At 64.5% G+C, this 18,622-nt stretch carries 19 protein-coding genes; 10 read left to right on the top strand and 9 right to left on the bottom strand.

Going from position 1 to position 18,622, the window contains the following annotated elements; genetic code table 11:
* Window positions 1-180: 180 nt before the first annotated feature.
* A complete protein-coding gene (locus AC3FLX_RS01610; protein WP_488693245.1) occupies window positions 181-939 on the top strand; it encodes an SDR family oxidoreductase in 759 nt (252 codons plus the stop codon).
* A 16-nt stretch (window positions 940-955) separates the two neighbouring features.
* Here AC3FLX_RS01610 and AC3FLX_RS01615 read toward each other — a convergent pair whose 3' ends face one another.
* Complete coding sequence (locus tag AC3FLX_RS01615; protein WP_488693688.1) at window positions 956-1,447, bottom strand: ankyrin repeat domain-containing protein; 492 nt, start codon at window positions 1,445-1,447, stop codon at window positions 956-958.
* Window positions 1,448-1,569: 122 nt separating this feature from the next.
* The gene (locus AC3FLX_RS01620; RefSeq protein ID WP_488693246.1) at window positions 1,570-3,015 is read right to left on the bottom strand and encodes a catalase; all 1,446 of its coding nucleotides are present in this window, start codon (window positions 3,013-3,015) and stop codon (window positions 1,570-1,572) included.
* Window positions 3,016-3,353: 338 nt separating this feature from the next.
* Between AC3FLX_RS01620 and AC3FLX_RS01625 the strand changes: the two genes are divergently transcribed.
* A complete protein-coding gene (locus AC3FLX_RS01625; RefSeq protein WP_488693247.1) occupies window positions 3,354-3,536 on the top strand; it encodes a hypothetical protein in 183 nt (60 codons plus the stop codon).
* Here AC3FLX_RS01625 and AC3FLX_RS01630 read toward each other — a convergent pair.
* Complete coding sequence (locus AC3FLX_RS01630) at window positions 3,506-4,741, bottom strand: diguanylate cyclase domain-containing protein (RefSeq protein WP_488693248.1); 1,236 nt, start codon at window positions 4,739-4,741, stop codon at window positions 3,506-3,508. The genes AC3FLX_RS01625 and AC3FLX_RS01630 overlap by 31 nt on opposite strands.
* Window positions 4,742-4,940: 199 nt before the next feature.
* On the opposite strand from AC3FLX_RS01630, the gene AC3FLX_RS01635 reads away from it, so the two are divergent.
* Both AC3FLX_RS01635 and AC3FLX_RS01640 read left to right on the top strand, forming a co-directional pair.
* Window positions 4,941-5,252: a hypothetical protein gene (locus AC3FLX_RS01635; RefSeq protein ID WP_488693249.1), complete on the top strand. Its 312-nt coding sequence runs from the start codon at window positions 4,941-4,943 to the stop codon at window positions 5,250-5,252.
* 135 nt (window positions 5,253-5,387) lie between these two features.
* Window positions 5,388-6,053: an alpha/beta hydrolase gene (locus AC3FLX_RS01640; protein WP_488693251.1), complete on the top strand. Its 666-nt coding sequence runs from the start codon at window positions 5,388-5,390 to the stop codon at window positions 6,051-6,053.
* 19 nt (window positions 6,054-6,072) lie between these two features.
* Here the strand turns inward: AC3FLX_RS01640 and AC3FLX_RS01645 are convergent, their stop codons facing one another.
* From AC3FLX_RS01645 to AC3FLX_RS01660, 4 genes are all read right to left on the bottom strand, one after another.
* Window positions 6,073-6,873, bottom strand: coding sequence for a MipA/OmpV family protein (locus tag AC3FLX_RS01645; RefSeq protein ID WP_488693690.1), 801 nt, complete (start codon window positions 6,871-6,873; stop codon window positions 6,073-6,075).
* A 330-nt stretch (window positions 6,874-7,203) separates the two neighbouring features.
* On the bottom strand, window positions 7,204-7,665 hold the full coding sequence (locus tag AC3FLX_RS01650) for a two pore domain potassium channel family protein (RefSeq protein ID WP_488693253.1): 462 nt from the start codon (window positions 7,663-7,665) through the stop codon (window positions 7,204-7,206).
* Between the two features lie 429 nt (window positions 7,666-8,094).
* Window positions 8,095-8,514: a copper resistance protein CopQ gene (locus tag AC3FLX_RS01655; RefSeq protein ID WP_488693255.1), complete on the bottom strand. Its 420-nt coding sequence runs from the start codon at window positions 8,512-8,514 to the stop codon at window positions 8,095-8,097.
* A 400-nt stretch (window positions 8,515-8,914) separates the two neighbouring features.
* On the bottom strand, window positions 8,915-9,631 hold the full coding sequence (locus AC3FLX_RS01660) for a CerR family C-terminal domain-containing protein (RefSeq protein ID WP_488693257.1): 717 nt from the start codon (window positions 9,629-9,631) through the stop codon (window positions 8,915-8,917).
* Window positions 9,632-9,737: 106 nt separating this feature from the next.
* Between AC3FLX_RS01660 and AC3FLX_RS01665 the strand changes: the two genes are divergently transcribed.
* From AC3FLX_RS01665 to AC3FLX_RS01685, 5 genes are all read left to right on the top strand, one after another.
* A complete protein-coding gene (locus tag AC3FLX_RS01665; RefSeq protein ID WP_488693258.1) occupies window positions 9,738-10,886 on the top strand; it encodes an HlyD family secretion protein in 1,149 nt (382 codons plus the stop codon).
* Window positions 10,879-12,480 carry an MDR family MFS transporter gene (locus tag AC3FLX_RS01670; protein ID WP_488693260.1) on the top strand — a complete coding sequence of 534 codons (1,602 nt, stop codon included), beginning with the start codon at window positions 10,879-10,881 and terminating at the stop codon, window positions 12,478-12,480. Before AC3FLX_RS01665 ends, AC3FLX_RS01670 begins: the two co-directional genes overlap by 8 nt.
* A gap of 2 nt (window positions 12,481-12,482) precedes the next feature.
* Window positions 12,483-13,949, top strand: a complete 1,467-nt coding sequence (locus AC3FLX_RS01675) for an efflux transporter outer membrane subunit (RefSeq protein WP_488693262.1) — start codon at window positions 12,483-12,485, stop codon at window positions 13,947-13,949.
* 296 nt (window positions 13,950-14,245) lie between these two features.
* Window positions 14,246-15,088: a mechanosensitive ion channel domain-containing protein gene (locus AC3FLX_RS01680; RefSeq protein ID WP_488693264.1), complete on the top strand. Its 843-nt coding sequence runs from the start codon at window positions 14,246-14,248 to the stop codon at window positions 15,086-15,088.
* A 49-nt stretch (window positions 15,089-15,137) separates the two neighbouring features.
* The gene (locus AC3FLX_RS01685; RefSeq protein ID WP_488693266.1) at window positions 15,138-16,772 is read left to right on the top strand and encodes a phospholipase D family protein; all 1,635 of its coding nucleotides are present in this window, start codon (window positions 15,138-15,140) and stop codon (window positions 16,770-16,772) included.
* Window positions 16,773-16,793: 21 nt separating this feature from the next.
* Here the strand turns inward: AC3FLX_RS01685 and AC3FLX_RS01690 are convergent, their stop codons facing one another.
* A complete protein-coding gene (locus AC3FLX_RS01690) occupies window positions 16,794-17,189 on the bottom strand; it encodes a hypothetical protein (protein WP_488693692.1) in 396 nt (131 codons plus the stop codon).
* Between the two features lie 190 nt (window positions 17,190-17,379).
* On the opposite strand from AC3FLX_RS01690, the gene AC3FLX_RS01695 reads away from it, so the two are divergent.
* Complete coding sequence (locus AC3FLX_RS01695) at window positions 17,380-17,652, top strand: DUF2917 domain-containing protein (RefSeq protein WP_488693268.1); 273 nt, start codon at window positions 17,380-17,382, stop codon at window positions 17,650-17,652.
* Here the strand turns inward: AC3FLX_RS01695 and AC3FLX_RS01700 are convergent.
* Window positions 17,609-18,550: a LysR substrate-binding domain-containing protein gene (locus AC3FLX_RS01700; protein ID WP_488693270.1), complete on the bottom strand. Its 942-nt coding sequence runs from the start codon at window positions 18,548-18,550 to the stop codon at window positions 17,609-17,611. The two genes, AC3FLX_RS01695 and AC3FLX_RS01700, sit on opposite strands and share 44 nt — an antisense overlap.
* Window positions 18,551-18,622: the final 72 nt, after the last annotated feature.

An 18,622-nucleotide genomic window follows, 5' to 3' on the forward strand; every position in this document is an offset into this window, starting at 1 on the left:
TCGCCCAGTCAGCCGGAATGTACGACAACCTTGTTGTCGGACCAAATGCATTATTGTTATATCTTTAGAACCGCACTCCCGCTGGGCCAGTTGTTGCAAGCGCGCTGAAAGCTCGGCCGCTGTCAGGTGATGTACGATGACTGCCTCATCTAGGCTGGACTCACCGACAGGAGACAAGGGATGACAAAGCAGGCAAAGGTTGCACTGGTTACCGGCGCAGCCCGGGGAATCGGCAAGGCCGTGGCGCAAGCGCTATTGGCGGATGGTTACCAGGTGGTGCTGGCGGGGCGTACCGCCGAAACCCTGGAGGCGCTGGCGGAACAGGCCCGGGCCGCGGGGCAGGCCGCACTGGCCGTGCAATGCGATGTCAGCAATCCCGATTCGGTCGACGCGCTGTATGCGAAAGTGCGTGAGCACTTCGGTCGCCTGGACGTGCTGTTCAACAATGCCGGCATCAACGCGCCGGCTGTCTGTATTGACGAGCTGTCGGTCGAGCAGTGGAAAGCCGTGGTCGATACCAACCTGACCGGCGCATTCCTGTGCGCGCGCGGCGCGTTCGCGCTGATGAAGTCGCAGGACCCGCGCGGCGGACGGATCATCAACAATGGTTCGATTTCCGCCCATGCGCCGCGACCGAATACCGTGCCCTATACCGCAACCAAGCACGCCATCACCGGCCTGACCAAGAGCCTGTCGCTCGATGGCCGGCCTTATGACATCGCCTGCGGTCAGATCGACATCGGCAATGCGGGGACCGACATGGCCAACCGCATGGCGCGCGGCGTGCCGCAGGCCAATGGCGAAATCCGCCCGGAGCCGTTGATGGATGTGGCGCACATCGCCAGTTCGGTCCTGCACATGGCCAATCTGCCGCTCGACGCGAACGTGCAGTTCATGACCGTGATGGCCACGAAGATGCCGTTCGTCGGTCGCGGCTGACGGAGGACAAGCCGGATCAGTGCGCTGGCCGGCCCGCGCGGCCGGCCATGAATGCTGCCGCATCGGCCGCCGTCATGCCGCGTTCGTCGCGCGCTTCGGGATCGGCGCCGTGCGCCTTGAGCAGTTCGACGGTCTCCGCGCGCTGGAACATGGCGGCCACCATCAACGCGGTGCGGCCATCGGGGGACGCGCCTTCCACGTCCGCGCCGTGTTCCAGCAGGATGGCGATGATGTCCTTGTAGCCCTTGTAGGCGGCGCCGGCAATCGGCGTCTGTCCCGCCGCGTTGCGCGTGTCGGGCGAGGCGCCGGCCTGCAGCAGCGTGCGCAGCGCGTCGGCGTGACCGTGATAGGCGGCCAGCATGACGAGGCTGTCGCCCTTTTCATTACGCAGGTTCGGCGGCATGCCGCGTTCGATCAGTGCCGCCAGCGCCGACGCATCGCCGTTGCGCGCGAGATCGAATACCTGGCCGAGCGCGGCGATCATGCGGGCCTCTTCGTCGGCGGTCATGGTGGGGGCTTGGGTTTGATCCATCTGATGCTCTCGTTTTGCATTCGCGGGAAGGGTGGGACTCGCCCGCCCTTTTTCCCCGGCCCTCTCCCGCAGGCGGAAGAGGGCGACACTGCCGGGGCTTACTTTGCTTCGACCTTTTCGATGGCTGCCGCAACGCCGGCACCATAGGCCGGATCGGCCTTCGTGCAGTGATCGATGTGGCGTTTCTGGACGGGCTTCGACACACCCTTGATCGCGCGGGCGGTGTTGTCGAACAGCGTCTGCTGCTGGGCTGGCGACATCAGGCGGAACAGGTCGCCCGCCTGCGAGAAGTAGTCGTCGTCGACACGGTGGTTCCAATGATCGGCCGCGCCTTCCACCGACAGCGGCGGCTCACGGAAATCCGGCTGCTCGGACCATTCGCCACGGGTGTTCGGCTCATAGCCGATCGTGCCGCCCGCGTTGTTGTCGGTACGGCCAAGACCATCGCGGTGATAGCTGTTGACGTAGCGCGCGGCCTTCGGCGAGTTCACCGGAATCAGATGGTGATTCACGCCCAGGCGATAGCGCTCGGCATCGCCATACGAGAACAGGCGGCCGTGCAGCATCTTGTCCGGCGAGAAACCGATACCCGGCACGATCGTCGACGGTGCGAACGCGGCCTGCTCGACCTCGGCGAAATGGTTCTCGGGATTGCGGTTCAGCTCCATCACGCCCACTTCGATCAGCGGGTAGTCCTTCTTCGACCAGACCTTGGTCAGGTCGAACGGATTGTGGCGATACTTGCCGGCTTCGGCCTCGGGCATGATCTGCACGAACAGCTTCCAGCGCGGGAATTCGCCACGCTCGATGGCTTCATACAGGTCGCGCTGATGGTATTCGCGGTCGCGGCCGGTGACTTCGGCCGCTTCGGCGTCGGTCAGGTTCTGGATGCCCTGCTGGGTCACGAAGTGGAACTTCACCCAGTAGCGCTGCATGTCCTTGCTGATGAAGCTGTACGTGTGGCTGCCGAAGCCGTGCATATGGCGCCAGCTACGCGGAATGCCGCGCTCGCTCATCGTGATGGTGACCTGGTGGAACGACTCGGGCAGGCTCGTCCAGAAGTCCCAGTTGTTCTCGGCACTGCGCATGCCCGTGCGCGGATCGCGCTTCACGGCGTGGTTCAGGTCGGGGAACTTGAGCGGGTCGCGCAGGAAGAAGACCGGCGTGTTGTTGCCCACCAGGTCCCAGTTGCCTTCCTCGGTATAGAACTTCATGGCGAAGCCGCGAATATCGCGTTCGGCATCGGCCGCGCCGCGCTCGCCGGCCACCGACGAGAAACGCAGGAACAGGTCGGTCTTCTTGCCAATCTGGGAAAACAGGTTCGCGCGGGTGTACTTGGTGATGTCGTGCGTGACGGTGAACGTGCCATAGGCGCCCGAACCCTTGGCGTGCATGCGGCGTTCAGGAATGACTTCGCGGTCGAAGTGGGCGAGTTTTTCCAGGAACCAGACATCCTGCAGAAGGGCCGGGCCACGCGGGCCGGCAGTCTGGATGTTGTTATTGTCGACGACAGGCGCGCCGAAAGCGGTCGTGAGCTTTTTCATGCGGGATCCTTGAAGCGGGGCAAGACCTCATGGGCCATGCCTGGACGTTTGTGGGTCTGACTTGCAGGCTGCCACCGTTAGAGCGAGAGACATCGGCGGGAGACGGGCCAACTATCGCAGATGGAATGCGACAAGTCATATCGTATTGATCAATCACTGCGATAGGCCATCAGACTTTTAGGTTACTGAATTAAGTGTTTTGCCATTTTCTTGCCCGGTGGCACCGAGCGTTGGGGGGCGTTTTGACAGGAATTTGACGTCGCGGTGGCCAATCTTTGCGATGTCTGGACGGCGGAATTCGTAGGCTGGAGGCAGGACAACAGCAAGGTGCCGTCATCATGTGGATCGCCTATCGGATCGGGATTGCCGCTATCGCGCTGGTAGCGCTGATTGCGCTATTCGTGTGCCAATACCGCCTGTCAAGCCGCATTTCGCAGCGCGATGTGCCGCGCCGCGAGTCAGATGCGGCACGGTCTGGCGCAGGGGGCGTTCATTCGTCGGACGTGGCGAACTGGAACTGACCCTTGCCCTGGGCCTTGGCCCGGTACAGTGCCCGGTCGGCCAGATGCAGGATATCGTCGGCGGTCAGGCCTTCGGGGCGCACGTGGGCAATGCCGATGCTGACGCCGAGCCGCGCATGGTGGCCGGTGGATAACACATAGGGCGCGCTCACTTCGCGCAGCAGATCATGCGCCAGCGCCTGCACGCTCTGTTCGCTTTCATTGCGCAGCACGATCACGAATTCGTCGCCGCCGATGCGGTAGACCAGTCCACGACCCGGCACGGTACCGCGCAGGCGCTCACCGACACGAACCAGCAACTCGTCGCCGCTACCGTGGCCGAACGAGTCATTGACGGGTTTGAACCCATCCAGATCCAGATAAAGCAGCGTCAGATAACGGCCCGCGGCCATGCGCTGGGCACTGGCTTCGCGGATTTCCGCCAGCAGGCTGGACCGGTTCAGCAGTCCGGTCAGGGAATCGTGACGCGCCCGATGGGCGTTCTCGCGTTCAGAGCGCATGGTGGCCACCACCATTGCATTCATGCGGAACGATGCGCTGGTCATGCTGATGACATAGACCGGCAATTGCAGCAGCGTCAGCAGGAAGAGCGGTTCGCCGGCCATCAGCGCGCCCAGGCAGATCGGACCCAGGCTCAGCAGGATCATCAACGCCGTCATGCGTGGCGCGCCGTAATTGCGGAAACAGATGCCGCCACACATGGCCGCCCCGGAAAGGCATGACATGGCCGCGCTGAGCCAGTCGCCGCTGACCACGCTCAGGTAAGAACCCAGGCCGACGCTGGCGGCCCAGGCCAGCGTCAGGCACATGTGCCAGTCGGTGGGGGTGGGGTGCCCCTCGCGCGCGGCACGGCGCGCGCGAAACAACACGGCCACGCGGGACAGGCAGATAACGATCTCCAGCCCCAGCCAGACCGCGAATTCTGGGCGTCGCAGATGGAGCGTGATGATCGTCGCCACCATCAGCGTATTGAGAATGCCGCCGAAGAAAATCGATAGCGTGCCAAACAGGCTGCCGACCAGTGCCTCTCGAATTTCCTTCGGCACGTCCCGGCCGGGCTCCGCAAGCCAGCGCGTGAAGCGCCAGCGCGGGGCGCTATAGGACTGGCCCGACAGGAACATGGGGGAATAACGTTGGCTCATCGCTTTGGCATTCTGCCAGAGCCACGTTACGCCGCGTGCACCAGAAAGGGGGGTGTTTTCCATCACCCTCGCCACGACAGCGCCTGAAAACCGGAATCCCCGGACGTCCGGCGGCCCGTCAATATGGCGGCGGCGGAATCGTCACGGGGGATGGATGAAAGCGGCGTCCGCACAACCCGTGGCTGCCGGTAAAGCACGTTTACCGTGCCTTTTCGGGCCGTGCTTATATCCTTACAGGGAAAACAACCCGCAGGAGATAACGATGCAAGCGAGGTTTGCGCGCGGCATTGCGCAGACGCCACTGACGGTGGCGGCCCGGGAATATCCGCTGGCGGAGGAGGCCGCCATGCCCGAGGTCGGCGACCTGGTGACCGTTTATAGCCAGGATCTTGAGACCGAGTTCAGCGTTCGCCTGAACGCCGTGGCAGGTCCGGATCTTTGGTATGGCGTGATTTATGCCATCAATCGTGGTGCGGAAATGCTGGTGGTGGCGGAAGGGCTGGAGTTGGACGATGTGGTCAGCGTGCGGCGTCAGGAAGTCGCATCGGTGATCAAGGCAGACCATTCGCATTGATGCGTGGCCACTGGCAGGCCGCGGGTGGTGGCTGCAGTGGATGTTGCCGCATGGGTCCGGCTGAAGGTATGCTGCTGCGCGCCCATACGCCTGCATCCGCGGGCAGTCCCCCGTTCCAGCCGGTAGCCGCTTTACATGTCATCGTCATTCACGACCTCCACCTCCGCACGCGAGTTTGTTGCAGGGCCTGTCGGCCAGCTTGAAGTCCTCGTCGATACCCCCGATGCCACGCCACGTGGCATCGCGGTGGTCGCGCATCCGCACCCCAGCCAGGGCGGTACCGCCGAGCACAAGATTCCGCAATTGCTCGCGCGCGTGCTGCAGGCACATGGTTTCCTGACGCTGCGGCCCAACTATCGCGGTGTGGGACAGAGCGAAGGCCAGTACGACGATGGCAATGGCGAGACCGATGACGTGCTCGCCGTGATCCGCCATGTGCGCGCCGCCCATCCGTCCCTGCCCCTGGCTCTGGCTGGATTTTCGTTTGGCGGTTTCGTCCAGGCGCGTGCCGCGGCGCAGCTGACATCGGCCGGCGAGCCGATCGCGCATCTGATTCTGACGGGCATGCCGGCGGGCGCGCTGTCTGAAACGCTGTCCTACGACACGCCGACGGTGCCCGGCAATACGCTGGTCGTCCACGGAGAGCGCGACGAGCGCGTGCCGCTGGCCAACATTCTCAACTGGGCAAGGCCGCAGGAACTGCCAGTGGTGGTACTGCCGGGCGCGGGCCACTTCTTCACCGGCAAGCTGCCGGGCCTGAGGCGCGTGGTGGAAGGCTATCTGAGCCGCCCCGAAGCCTGAAGGGTCGGGGCCAGCCCGGTCAGAACTGGTAGTTGATCGAAATATCGCCAGTCCAGCTTGTCGAGCGCGATGTCACAGGGCTGCTGCGGGCATCGCCCACCAGGGCCGATACGCCGACGTCCGCCGTGGTGAACCAGTGCTTGTCGAAGAACCACATGGCCGAGATGCCGCCGCCGTAAGACTTGATGCCGCCTCCGGCGCGGTGCTGCGCCAGGCCCGACCGTGCCGACTGTTCGGCCGAGACACCATACCAGCGGCTCATGTAGGCCGAATCCGCGAAGGTCACCGTGGGGCCGGCAAACCAGAAGAAATTCTCGTTGCTGCCCGGTAGCGGCATATAGGCGCCGATATCGCCGATCACACCGTTGGCACCGCCGAACTGGCGCCGCACGTTGGCGCGGACCACCAGCGGGAATTCCTTCGAAACCACGTACTCCGCGAACAGCTTGGTTTCCAGCGCCATGCCGATATTGCCCAGGCCGCCCAGATGGTCGTGGTCATGCTTCTCGCGCCGGCCAAAATCGTACGTCAGGGCGATGCCGGCACGCAGATTGTTGGTGTGGATGATGTTCCAGCCCAGGCCTTCGCCCGTCGACAGGAATCCCAGGTCGCGGTAGCGCACGTCGATCAGTGGGCCGGCCAGCATGAAATAGTTGGTGGTGCCTTCGTAATAGGGACGCACACTGGTGGCAATTCCCAGGCGGACTTCCCACTTTTCCGGTTCGCCTTCGAACAGCTTTTCCAGCGGCACGCCTACCGAGTACTGCCACTCCGCCAGCGGCGCGGGCGTCTGTGCGTGGGCGCGGGTGGTGCCAAGCATGGCAAGGGCGGCCAGCAGCGCCAGGGTCAACCAGCGAAGCGCGGGTGCGATGGCAGTGATGCGTGGCAAACGTGGAAAAGGGACGAGCCTTGGCTGGCTATCCGGGATGATCGACACTTGGCTCTCCGGTCTTCTTGTTACCCCGGGGGCCGGGGTGGAATCGACATCTAACGAGACAACTGGCCATCTGGATGACGGCAACTTATCTTTTCACCGAAGCCGGCCGCTCGTAACTTCCCGGAATCCCACAACCGTGTAGGAAGGACGCCGATTTCGGCGTCAGCCGACGGTGCCCGCCATTACAGGGGATACGGTGCTTTTTCTCTTTCCCTAATCGTGCCGCTCCGCCTCTTCGCCGCGCCAGTCGCGCCGCATGATCAGGAACGTAAACGACGTGGACCAGCCGATCAGGATCAGGCCGACCAGCGGCTGCACGGACGCGAGCAGTCGCAATGGCCCAACCGGGAAGATATCGCCAATGCTTTGCGTCGTGAACGTTTCGAGCGAGAAATAGATATAGGCGATGGCGCCGTGCTCGCGCATGCCGGTCAGTCTGCCAATGGTAAGTACGTCGGCGCCAAGCCAGTAGCCAACGCTGAACACAATGGCTTCGACGCAGTGGGTCACGATGATCAGCACGATGACCGCGCCGATATTGAGCTTGCCGCTGAGCCGTTTCGGGTGGAATTCCGAGATCAGCCGCAGGGCCTCGTAGTGGATGCCCACGGCCAGCACGGTCAACGTGGCAGTGAGACCGACGGAAATCAGATAGTTGACCGGAGTGTCGTCCATCGACGGGAAGGAAAGACGCGTAGAAGGCCAGACTATACGGCGGGTTGCGCTCTGTAAATGCGGCGGGTGTGAGGGAACGGATACAAAACGGGGGAGGCGAGACTTCGTCGCGCGTGACGAAGCGGAGGCCAGCGAAGCACTGCGCGCCGATGGCGCCAATGTGCTGCCGAACGATGTGCCCGGTTGACGAGCGAAGGGATGGTTAACGCAAAAAAGCCCAAGGCCGCCAGTAATGGCGGCCTTGGGGCTTTCAGACGGGCAGTGCCGTGGCGACGAGGGCTGCCGCGGCTCCGCTGGCGGCACTGAGTGCCAGCCATCCGCCCAGGATCAGGGCGCTGTTCCGGAAAGTCATGATGGGCTCCGTGGAGAGGGTCCGGAGCCCGTTTGGACTCCGGTTACTGCGTTTGGACCGCCAGCATCCGGCGGGACTCAGGCGTTGGCGCCGTCGGTATAGATGTCGCGGGTGCGGGCACCGTCGTAGTACGGGCTTCGCGGGTCGTTCACGCTGCGGGCGCCGTCGTAGTACGGGTCAACCTTGCGAGCCGGGCTTGCCGATACACCGACTTGGTCCAGGCCGGCCACGATGCGTGCACCGTCGGTGTACGGATCGGCCTTGCCTACCTTCGCGCCGTCGGTGAACGGGTCAGCCTTGCCAACACGTGCGCCTTCAGTGAACGGGTCGAAATTGCCTTGGCGTGCACCGTCGGTGAATGCGTTGCGCTGGTCTTGCACGCGGTAGCTGTAGCCGTAGACTTCGCCGGCCTTTTGCGCGGCGGGGGCGGCTTGTACGGCGCCGGTCACGAAAGCGGCTGCGAGGGCGGCGGCGGAAAGGATGGTCTTGGCGTTCATGATTTGCTCTCCTGGCAAAGTGGCCGGGCGATAACGTTGTGGTGTCGCGGGGCCGGGTATCTGCTGCATGTCGGGGGTCTTTTTTCTTGCTGCTATCTACTGGTAGGTAGATTTGCTGCGCTAAAAAAAGAACCGCCTCCGGTACTGATTCACTGCTCGGTATTGCTTGGACGGTGTCTGCGGCGTCTTTGCTGTTTGCTGCATCCGTCGTCCATGACCCGAATATTATCTACTACTAGATAGACAAGCAAGGACTTTTTGCAAAGCACAATCGTATAAGCGCCAAAATTGGGGTATGAGCCTGGTCGAGCCGACGCGGGTGAGTCGGCCTATATCATTGAATTACAACGATAAAGTACCGATAACTATCGTTGTCAGTGAACCGATTAGAGTGTTTACTCTACTCGTTGGATTGCCGCTGATCGCGTAAGGCAACCAGCCCAAGCAGAAGGATTCGCGTGTTTTCCTGTAGCACTTCCTGCACACGGAGGGTCTCCGTCTCGCCGTAGCCATCCCATTGCAGGGCGCGCAACACGTGGCGCCGCATGATCTTGAAGGCGGCAATCTGGCTGTCGATGGCCACGGTACGGATGCGCGTGGTCTCATCGGACGCCGGCTTCCCCGTCAGCCGGCCGATCAGTGTGGAAGTCAGCGCGAACAGACGCCGGTTGATGCCCGCGTCAATCCGCTCGAATGCCGTGGGCGGGCCCAGGCCCGCGCGCTCGCGCGCCATGAACTGGCGCCAGTGATGGGTCTCGGGGCACTCGTAGAGAAAATTGGCAAAGCGCGCCTGCAGCGCCAGGTATCCGTCGACGAGTTCAGCATCCGTCACGTCGGCGCGTGCCAGCAGCGTTTCGGTGCTGGCCACCACGTCCTGCAGCATGGCCCAGGCGCGCTCGACGAAATAGTCGATGCAGGCCAGATAGACGCCTTCCTTGTTATCGAAGTAGTACTGCAGCGCCGGCGCGTTGACGCTGGCTTCGCGGGCAATGTCGCGCGTCGATGCGCCGTCGAAGCCATGCGCGGCAAACAACCTCATCGCTGCTTCGATAATGCGTGCGCGGGTTTCCTCCCCACGCTGGTAGCCACCTTCGGCCGCAGGCCTGTGTCGCGCCATGTCGCCGCTTCTCCCCTGTCGTGTACAGGCTGAAATATATCAGTTGACAGATTTATTCCGAGTGGAATAATTGCGCGGCTCTCCCGACTCCAGCGCCTCTCTCATCATGTCCGCCCCCAATTCCGCCGCACCAGCCGCGCCCGCCGGCGCCGCTCCCCAGTCCACGCCCGTCAGCCGTGCCTCGCGTCGCCGCTCGATCCTGCTCGGTATCGGTGTCGTGCTGGCGCTCGTCGCCGTCGTCATCGGTGTGCGCTGGTGGCTATATGGCCGCTTTATCGAAAGCACCGACGACGCCTATATCCAGGCCGACAGCGTGACCGTCGCCCCGAAGGTCAATGGCTACGTGGCCGAGGTCTACGTCCGCGACAACCAGCAGGTGGCGGCGGGGCAGCAACTGGTGCGGCTTGATAGTCGCCAGTACCAGGCAGCGTTCGACGAGGCGCAGGCCAATGTGGCGTCGCGCCGGGCCGATGTGGCGCGTGCCGATGCCGACCTTCAGCAGCAGAAGGCGAGGATCGCCCAGGCGGCGGCCGAAGTGGATGGCGCCCGCGCCAATGCGCGCTACGCCGCTTCGCAGGTGGAGCGCTACGCGCCGCTGGTCAAGTCCGGCGCGGAGACGGAAGAACGGACCGCCGAACTGCGCAACGCGCAGACCCGCGCGTCGACCACGCTGGCCGCCAATGAAGCGGCGCTCAAGGTCGAGCAAAGCCAGACCGTGACGCTGCAAACGCGCCTGCAGCAGGCAAGCGCCCAGCTGGAAGTGGCCGAAGCCAGCGCGCGCAAGGCGAAGCTGGACCTGGAAGACACGGTGGTGCGCGCCACCACGGCCGGACGGGTGGCCGACAAGGGCGTGCGCGTGGGCCAGTTCGCCCAGCCGGGCACACGGCTTCTGACCGTGGTGCCGGTGCAGGACCTCTATCTCACTGCCAACTTCAAGGAAACGCAGGTGGGCCGCATGCGCCCGGGCCAGCCCGTGACGCTGCACGTCGATGCGCTGTCGGGCGAGCCGCTGCATGGCGTGATCGAAAGTCTTTCGCCGGGCACGGGATCGCAGTTCGCGCTGCTGCCCGCGCAAAACGCCACGGGCAATTTCACCAAGATCGTCCAGCGCGTGCCGGTGCGCATTCACGTGGATGTGCCGAACGACGCGCGCCCGGTGCTGGTGCCGGGCCTGTCCGTAGTGGTCGACGTCGATACACGCGACCTGCAACCGGCCACGGCGCAGACGCCGGCCAGCGGAGCCAGTCATGGCTGAAGCCGCGGCTACCGGTCAGCTACCACCGGCGCCCGCGGCACCGCAGCAACCGAATGCGTCGGCGGCCGACTGGATCGCCGTGGCCGCCGGCTCGCTCGGCGCGCTGCTGGCCACGCTCGATATCTCGATCACGAACTCCGCGCTCCCGCAGATCCAGGGCCAGATCGGAGCGGCAGGCACCGAGGGCACATGGGTGTCCACGGGCTATCTGATGGCCGAGATCGTGATCATTCCGCTGACCGCATGGCTCACGCGCGTCTTCGGCCTGCGGCGCTTTCTGATGTGGAATGCGCTGCTGTTCACAGCCTTCTCGATGCTGTGCGGGATGTCGCATAGCCTGCCGCAAATGGTGATCGGCCGGATCGGGCAGGGGCTCGCAGGCGGCGCGATGATCCCGACCGCGCAGACCATCGTGCGGACTCGTCTGCCACGGCACCAGATGCCGATCGGTATGTCAATGTTCGGCCTGATCGTGCTGCTGGGGCCGCTGCTCGGGCCGGTGGTAGGCGGCTGGCTGGCGGAGAACATCAACTGGCGCTGGTGCTTCTTCCTGAACGTGCCGATCACGGCCGTGCTGGTGCCGCTGCTCTACTTCGGGCTGAAGGCCGAGCGCGCCGACGTGGAGGCGTTCTTCAAGGCGGACTGGCTTGGCATCGTCGGCCTGACCATCGGCCTCAGTTCGCTGACCGTCGTGCTTGAGGAAGGACAGCGCGAGCAATGGTTCGAGTCGCAGTTCATCGTCTATCTGTCGGCGCTTTCGGCAATCGGGCTGACGCTGATGCTGGTGAGCCAGTTCACGGCCAGGCAGCCCATCGTGCGGCTGCGGCTGCTGCTGAACAAGAACTATGCGAGCGTGATCCTGATCGTGACGACAGTGGGCGCGGGCCTGTACGGCGTGTCGTACCTGCTGCCACAGTTCCTGTCGCTGATCGCCGGCTACAACGCCGAGCAGGCCGGCGGCATCATGCTGCTTTCCGGACTGCCGGCGTTCCTGCTGATGCCGGTTCTGCCGCGCATGCTGGGCAAGTTCGACAGCCGCTGGCTCGTCATCACCGGGCTGGTGTGCTTCTTCGCCAGTTGCATGCTCGACATCAGCCTGACTGTGAATAGCGTCGGGCACGACTTCACCGTTTCGCAGATCCTGCGCGGGTTTGGCCAGATCCTGGCGATGATGCCGCTGAACCAGGCGTCGATGGCCGCCGTGGCCACGCACGAGGCGGGCGATGCCGCCGGCCTCTACAACATGGCGCGAAACCTTGGCGGATCGATTGGCCTGGCGTTGCTGGGCACGCTGATCGATCGCCGCAATGCTTATCACGACTCGGTGATTCGAGAATCGGTCACCGCCAATAGCGCGCTGGGCCAGGAACACATGACGTCGAGCATCGCGGGGTTCGTGGCACAGGGCGGCGACTACGCGCATGCCCAGTTGCAGGCGGTCGCCCAGCTCAGTGGCGAGATCGCGCGGCAGGCGGCCGTGATGACGTTCTCCGAAACCTTCTACGCGCTTGGCATTGCGCTGCTGTGCTGCGTGCCGCTGGCACTGCTGCTCAAGCCGCCCCGCCCAGGTGCGCCCGTATCTTCCGGTCATTGATCATGTTTGCCTCCTCACACGCCACGCTGCCACGCCTGCTGGTGCTCGCCGCCGCGCTGTTCGCCGCCGGTTGCACCGTAGGCCCCGACTATCGCACCGCGCCGCAGGTGGCCGCCAATGCCATCGATGCCGGCCGCTTTCCGCATGCGCCCGCCGAGGCCGACCACAGCGCACCGCGCGCGGCCGACTGGTGGCACGCGCTCGGCGATACCCAACTCGATGCTTTGATCGAAACCGCGCTCAAGGACAGTCCGGACATCGATGCCGCGCGTGCGCGGGTCCGGCAGGCCCGTGCCGGCCTAGATAGCAACAAGGCCAATCTGCTGCCGAAGGTCGGTTTCGATGCGGCCATGCTGCGCACACGTTCGCCGGACCTGTCCGCGCTGTCGGGGCAGGGGTCGTCGGGCGGCGGCCGCGGGCCGCTGTCGCTCTATATCGCCAGTTTCGATGCAAGCTGGGAGATCGACCTGTTTGGCGGTACGCGCCGCTCGATTGAAGCGGCGTCGGCCGAAGCCGATGCGGCGTCGGCACAGCTGGCCGACGCGCATGTGCAACTGGCCGCCGAGGTGGCGCAGACGTATATCACGCTGCGCGAACAGCAGGCCAGCCTTGCCCATCTGCAGGCGTCGGAAAAGCTGGAGGCCGACATGCTCGATCTCACGCAGCAACGCCGCGCGCGCGGCGTGGCGTCGCAGCTCGAAGTGGAGCGCCTGCTCACGCAGCTCGACAACACGCGCGCGCAGATGTCGCCGGTGCAGGCCGGCATCGTCGAATCGTTCGATCAGTTGGCGCTGCTGACCGGCCGCGCGCCGGGCGCGCTCGACACCGAACTGGCGGACGCGAGACCCTTGCCCAATGTCCCGGAAACCGTGGCGGTGGGCGATCCTGCCGCCATGCTCAAGTCGCGTCCCGACATTCGTGCCGCCGAACGCCGCCTGGCATCCAGCACGGCGCAGATCGGCGTGCGCAAGGCGGACTGGTTCCCGAAGCTCTCGCTGCTTGGCTCACTGGGCTTCAGTGCGATGGACCCCGGTCACCTGGCTCGCAAGGACAACGGCACGTGGCTGACGCTGCCGCGCTTGCAGTGGAACATCCTCGACTTCGGCCGGGTGGCGGCCGGGGTGGATAGCGCCGAGGGCGGCCGCGACGAAGCCGATGCCAACTACCGCAGCACCGTGCTGAAGGCACTGCGCGACGCGGACGTCTCGCTGTCGCGCTACGGTCACCAGCGCGAGCACGTGGTGGTGCTGCGCCGTGTGGAAGCGTCGGCGGACCGTGCCTCCACGCTGCAACAGCAGCGCTACCGTGCCGGCACCGCGAGCATGCTCGAATGGCTCGACGTGGAGCGCACGCGCGTGGTGGCCCAGCAGAATCGCATCTCCGGCGATGCCGATCTGCTCAAGGATTATGTGTCGCTGCAGAAATCGCTGGGACTCGGATGGCAGGCGTCATCCGCCCCTGCTTCCTGAGCCGGGACCGGCCACCGGCCACCGGCCATCCGCTGATCCACGCTGCGCGCGCGCTCCGGCGCGTGCCTGCCCTGGCGCCACCGGGCCCCGGATTTTGTCCAGGATCTGGCGTGCAGGTGCAGCAAATGACAGAAAAACGCCGACAGCGGAACCGGACAGCGCCGACTTTTGTTCGCATTGGGTCGCACCGCACACTGGCAAGTGGATAGAATCGCCGTGGGTATTCACGCCTGCGGCACCGGTTGCGACAGTCTGAGCGGTGGAGGCGGGCATGCAGGACAACAGGCAAGGCACTCATGCACTTCAACGCCAACGACAGCATCCTGGTCAACATCGTCACCAGCTTCGTGGTCATCCTGGCCGGCACGCTGGTGGTCAAACTGATCAACCGCTTTTTCTCGGCGCGGCTGCAAGCGGACAACCGCGGCAGCTATCGCGCCTGGACCGTCGCGTCCCGCAACCTCGTGGCGGCCGTGGTCTTCCTGCTGTTGCTGGGCATCTGGGTGTCGGAACTGAAAAGCGTGGCGATTTCGCTGGCTGCGTTCGCCGCCGCGCTGCTGCTGGTCGGCAAGGAACTCGTGATGTGTTTCCTGGGCGCGTTCATGCGCATGATCACGCGCCCGTTCCAGCTTGGGGACCTTGTGGAGATCGGTCCGTTCGGCGGCGAAGTCATCGACATGGATGTCATGTCCACCACGCTGGTGGAGGTGGCCGCCGCGCGCCAGTACACGGGCTTTACCGTGCAGGTGCCAAACAGCATGCTGCTGACCACGGCCGTGCGCAATCACTCGCAGGCCGGCGCCTATACGCTGGATATGGTGCGTATTCCGCTGGCGGTGGGGGACGACCCCGAAGCCGTGGAAACGCTGCTGGTGCAGGTGGCTCGCCAGGCGTGCGAAGGCTTCATGGAGGAAGCCGGCCGTACGTTGCGACGCTACGGCGACATGCGCTTCGTCGATCTCTCGCAATTCGAGCCGCGCGTGATTTTCGAGCCGTTCGATGTCGACCGCTACGACGCCGTGGTGCGCTTTCCGGTGCCGGTCAGCGCGCGGCTGGCGGTGGCGCAACAGATCGTGCGCGGCTACTACCGCGAACGGGCGCTGGTCCGGCCGGACGCACCGCCACCCGCGCAGCCGTAGCGCCGACCAGAAGCAAACCGGTATTGGCGGGACCGTCGGGGAGAAGACCATGACGCAGACGCTGATTCAATCGAACGCAGCGGTGGCGGCACAGGCAGGGTGGCGGCATGCCCGTTCGTTGGCCTGGCTGGTCTTGATGTCGGTCTGGCTGGCGCTGCTGGGCGGGTGCGCCAGCCTGCCGGCCAATGCCGGCCGCACCCCGACCTATGCCGCTGCCGATACCGGAAATACGTTGCTGGCGCGCTCCCTCGCGCCGCGTCTCGCCCAGAATCCAGGGCAATCGATCTTCTACCCGCTGGGCACCGGCCCGGATGCGTTGACGGCGCGCATGGCGCTGGCCCGCGCCGCGCAAAAGACGCTCGACCTCCAGTACTACATCTACGAAATCGACACCACGGGCAGCGCGCTGCTGGGCGAGGTCATCGACGCCGCCGATCGCGGCGTGCGCGTGCGCATCCTGATGGACGACATCCATACCGGCAAGCAGGACAAAGTCTGGGCCGCGCTGGATTCGCATCCGAACATCGAGGTGCGGATCTTCAATCCGTTTGCCAATCGCAAGGCGCGCTGGCTCGAAATCCTGTGGGACTTCGGCAGGCTGAACCGCCGCATGCACAACAAGCAGATTACCGTCGACAACCTCGTCTCGATCATGGGCGGTCGCAATATTGGCGACGCATACTTCTCGGCCAAGCCGGACTTAGCGTTCAGCGATCTCGACGTGATGGTCGCGGGCCCGGTCGTGCCGGCTGCCAGCAAGGTCTTTGACGAATACTGGAACAGCAATCTGGCCTATCCGGTGGCCACGCTGACGCCCGAAGGCAAAGAGGCGCCGGAGGAACTGAAGGCCTTCCGCAAGCAGATCGAAGCCCAGGGCGATATGGCGCGCTCCAGCCCGTTTGTGCAGGAACTGCTCGACTCCGGGCTGGCAAAAGGTATCGAGGTCGGCCACCTGCCCGGCTATATGGGCGCTGCGCGAGTGATTGCCGACCGGGCCGACAAGATCGAGGCGGACGAGGACGATCCCTCGACACATGCGATTCCACAATTGCGCGCGCTGATGGAAAAGGCGCAGACCGAGCTGGTGCTGGTATCGCCTTACTTCGTGCCGGACGATGAGAACGAGAAGTGGCTGACGACGATGGTCAGGCGCGGCGTGAAAGTCCGTGTGCTGACCAATTCCTTCGCCGCCACCGACGTGGCAGCCGTGCACGCTGGTTATGCGCCGCGCCGCAAGAGCCTGCTCAGGGCCGGCGTCGAGCTGTGGGAACTGAAGGCCACGGCGGCCAATGCCGAACTGGCGCGCAGCCGATCGTCGCAGCGCAGCATGTTTTCGTCGAGCCGTGCCAGCCTGCACGCCAAGGCTTATGTCGTGGATCGCCGCACGCTGTTTGTCGGATCGATAAACCTGGACCCGCGCTCGATCAAGCTCAATACGGAAATGGGCGTGGTGCTCGATAGCCCCGCACTGGCCAGGCAGCTCGTGGAAGACATCGACCGTCGACTGATCGATATCGCCTATCGCGTGGAACTGAAGAAGACCGATACGGGCGCCGAGTCACTGACGTGGACCACGCGCGACAACGGCAAGGAAGTTACCTACGACACGGAACCCGGCATGAATGTGTGGCAGCACATGGGTATCGGCATCCTGCAGGTGTTGCCGGTGGAAGACCAGCTATAGCGCGTTTTTCTCTGCGCCAGACTATGGCGCGGGTGTGTCCGTGCCGCCCGGCTGCAGCAATGTCAGCAGGAATTCCTGCAGGCGCGACAGTTCACCCGCGATGCCGCCGGGAAACCCTTGCCGGCCGCCTCGCTTGTCGATCAGCAGTTCGGCGAGAAAGGCCGACACCGTCGCCGCATTGCCCAGCGCGGCCAGATGGTTGCCGATGCGCGGGTAGGCGTAGAACAGTTCCAGCGGACGCACCTCGCGCGGCAACTGCGCCAGCCAACGGAGCGCCACTGGCGTGAGCGACAGATTGATCGGATCGGGAGCCTGGCGCAGCTCGCTCCAGTCGACAGCCGCGGTGGCCGGTGGGCCGCTGTCCAATACCTTCTTGGCTTCTTCGACAGTGACGAATTCGAACGAGATGGGATCCATGATGTGCGGCCTGATGTATGGCATGAGATTTCGCGCCGACGCACATATTAACGGGCGGGCGAAGCGATACCTTTAGCGGCGGCATCCGGCTGCATCCGGCGGCTGCGCAAATGTCATGGCTGGCTGCCCGATTGCTCATGGCAGGAAGACACCGGTTTGCCACACTGCAGACGTGAACCGGAGCTTTGCCATGACCTGGGATCTGCTGATCGAATCGGACTGTGTACCCGTAACACTGCGCGCGGGCGCCGAAGTTGCCTGCCGCGCCGGCCAGTTATGGATGACTGTCGAACACCGCACTGCAAGGCCATCGGCCGATATCGTGCTGCTGGCCGGCCAGCGTTGCCGCGTGGCGGAGGATGGCATCTACTTTCTGAGTGCGCTGCGCACGGACAACGGCGGGATGGTGCAATGCCACATCACGCCGCCGGGCCGGCACCGGCTGGAGCTGCGCCCGATCTGATGCGCGCCGCCTCTTCCGCAATCCAGTCGGCTACGTGGCGAACGTCCTGGCGTGGGCTATCGGTCGCGTGGATCAGCCAGTACGCGTTGGGGCTGGGAATGGCCGCGCCCGCCGTGGTCACGACGCCAAGCTGGCCACCTTCGATCAGGGACCGGATCAGTTCCAGCCGCCCCAGTGCCACGCCTTGCCCTGCAAGGGCCGCGTGGATGATCTGGTCGTACTGGTTGAAGCGCAGCATGCCGCGCCGGCTGGCCTGGCGGTAGCCCTGCGCGCTGAGCCAGTTGCGCCAGTGCAGCCACGGTCTCGGGTCGTCGAATTCCAGCAGGGGCAGGTCGGCCAGTGCTTCGGCCGATGCCACGCGCGTGGCGCCCAGCGACGGGTTGGCCACGGGAGCGATGGTTTCATCGAACAGGTGGATCGCGTGCGGCGGAGCGGCCGATGCCGGGCAATACCGGATGGCCAGGTCGATGCCGTCGGCGCGCAGGTCGCTGATCTGATTGTTGGCGGACAGCCGCACGTCGAGCTGCGGAAAACGGCGCTGCAGTCCGCCGAGCCGTGGCAGCAGCCACAAGCCGGCCACGCCGATGCTTGCCGTGACCGTGACGGGCTGTCGGCCATCGCGCTTGCGCAGTTCGGCGGCCACATCCTGGAGCTGCTGCACGGCGCCGTCGGCACTGCGGAACAGCCGCTCGCCCTCGGGTGTAAACGCGACGCCGCGATGTTGGCGCACGAACAGGCGTACCTGGAGTTGCTCTTCCAGCGCACGGATCTGGCGGCTCACTGCCGATTGCGTCAGGCACAGGTCGTCGGCCGCCTGCGTGATGCTCATGCGCCGGCCGACGGCCACGAAGCCCTTGAGCAGGTCGAGCGGAAACAGCCGGACGAGGGGGACGGACATGGCAAGGACTCACGATGACCTGGAACTCGCGCCATTACAGCACGAACGCGATACCGTTGCCATGCGGCTCAG

It is taken from the genome of Cupriavidus sp. 291-E7 (genome assembly GCF_057798835.1).

Excerpts from the sequence above, each read along its gene's own strand:
- AC3FLX_RS01610 (WP_488693245.1), top strand. The coding sequence starts at position 181 with ATGACAAAGCAGGCAAAGGTTGCACTGGTTACCGGCGCAGCCCGGGGA.
- AC3FLX_RS01615 (WP_488693688.1), bottom strand. The coding sequence starts at position 1,447 with ATGACCGCCGACGAAGAGGCCCGCATGATCGCCGCGCTCGGCCAGGTA.
- AC3FLX_RS01620 (WP_488693246.1), bottom strand. The coding sequence starts at position 3,015 with ATGAAAAAGCTCACGACCGCTTTCGGCGCGCCTGTCGTCGACAATAAC.
- AC3FLX_RS01625 (WP_488693247.1), top strand. The coding sequence starts at position 3,354 with ATGTGGATCGCCTATCGGATCGGGATTGCCGCTATCGCGCTGGTAGCG.
- AC3FLX_RS01630 (WP_488693248.1), bottom strand. The coding sequence starts at position 4,741 with ATGGAAAACACCCCCCTTTCTGGTGCACGCGGCGTAACGTGGCTCTGG.
- AC3FLX_RS01635 (WP_488693249.1), top strand. The coding sequence starts at position 4,941 with ATGCAAGCGAGGTTTGCGCGCGGCATTGCGCAGACGCCACTGACGGTG.
- AC3FLX_RS01640 (WP_488693251.1), top strand. The coding sequence starts at position 5,388 with ATGTCATCGTCATTCACGACCTCCACCTCCGCACGCGAGTTTGTTGCA.
- AC3FLX_RS01645 (WP_488693690.1), bottom strand. The coding sequence starts at position 6,873 with ATGCTTGGCACCACCCGCGCCCACGCACAGACGCCCGCGCCGCTGGCG.
- AC3FLX_RS01650 (WP_488693253.1), bottom strand. The coding sequence starts at position 7,665 with ATGGACGACACTCCGGTCAACTATCTGATTTCCGTCGGTCTCACTGCC.
- AC3FLX_RS01655 (WP_488693255.1), bottom strand. The coding sequence starts at position 8,514 with ATGAACGCCAAGACCATCCTTTCCGCCGCCGCCCTCGCAGCCGCTTTC.
- AC3FLX_RS01660 (WP_488693257.1), bottom strand. The coding sequence starts at position 9,631 with ATGGCGCGACACAGGCCTGCGGCCGAAGGTGGCTACCAGCGTGGGGAG.
- AC3FLX_RS01665 (WP_488693258.1), top strand. The coding sequence starts at position 9,738 with ATGTCCGCCCCCAATTCCGCCGCACCAGCCGCGCCCGCCGGCGCCGCT.
- AC3FLX_RS01670 (WP_488693260.1), top strand. The coding sequence starts at position 10,879 with ATGGCTGAAGCCGCGGCTACCGGTCAGCTACCACCGGCGCCCGCGGCA.
- AC3FLX_RS01675 (WP_488693262.1), top strand. The coding sequence starts at position 12,483 with ATGTTTGCCTCCTCACACGCCACGCTGCCACGCCTGCTGGTGCTCGCC.
- AC3FLX_RS01680 (WP_488693264.1), top strand. The coding sequence starts at position 14,246 with ATGCACTTCAACGCCAACGACAGCATCCTGGTCAACATCGTCACCAGC.
- AC3FLX_RS01685 (WP_488693266.1), top strand. The coding sequence starts at position 15,138 with ATGACGCAGACGCTGATTCAATCGAACGCAGCGGTGGCGGCACAGGCA.
- AC3FLX_RS01690 (WP_488693692.1), bottom strand. The coding sequence starts at position 17,189 with ATGGATCCCATCTCGTTCGAATTCGTCACTGTCGAAGAAGCCAAGAAG.
- AC3FLX_RS01695 (WP_488693268.1), top strand. The coding sequence starts at position 17,380 with ATGACCTGGGATCTGCTGATCGAATCGGACTGTGTACCCGTAACACTG.
- AC3FLX_RS01700 (WP_488693270.1), bottom strand. The coding sequence starts at position 18,550 with ATGTCCGTCCCCCTCGTCCGGCTGTTTCCGCTCGACCTGCTCAAGGGC.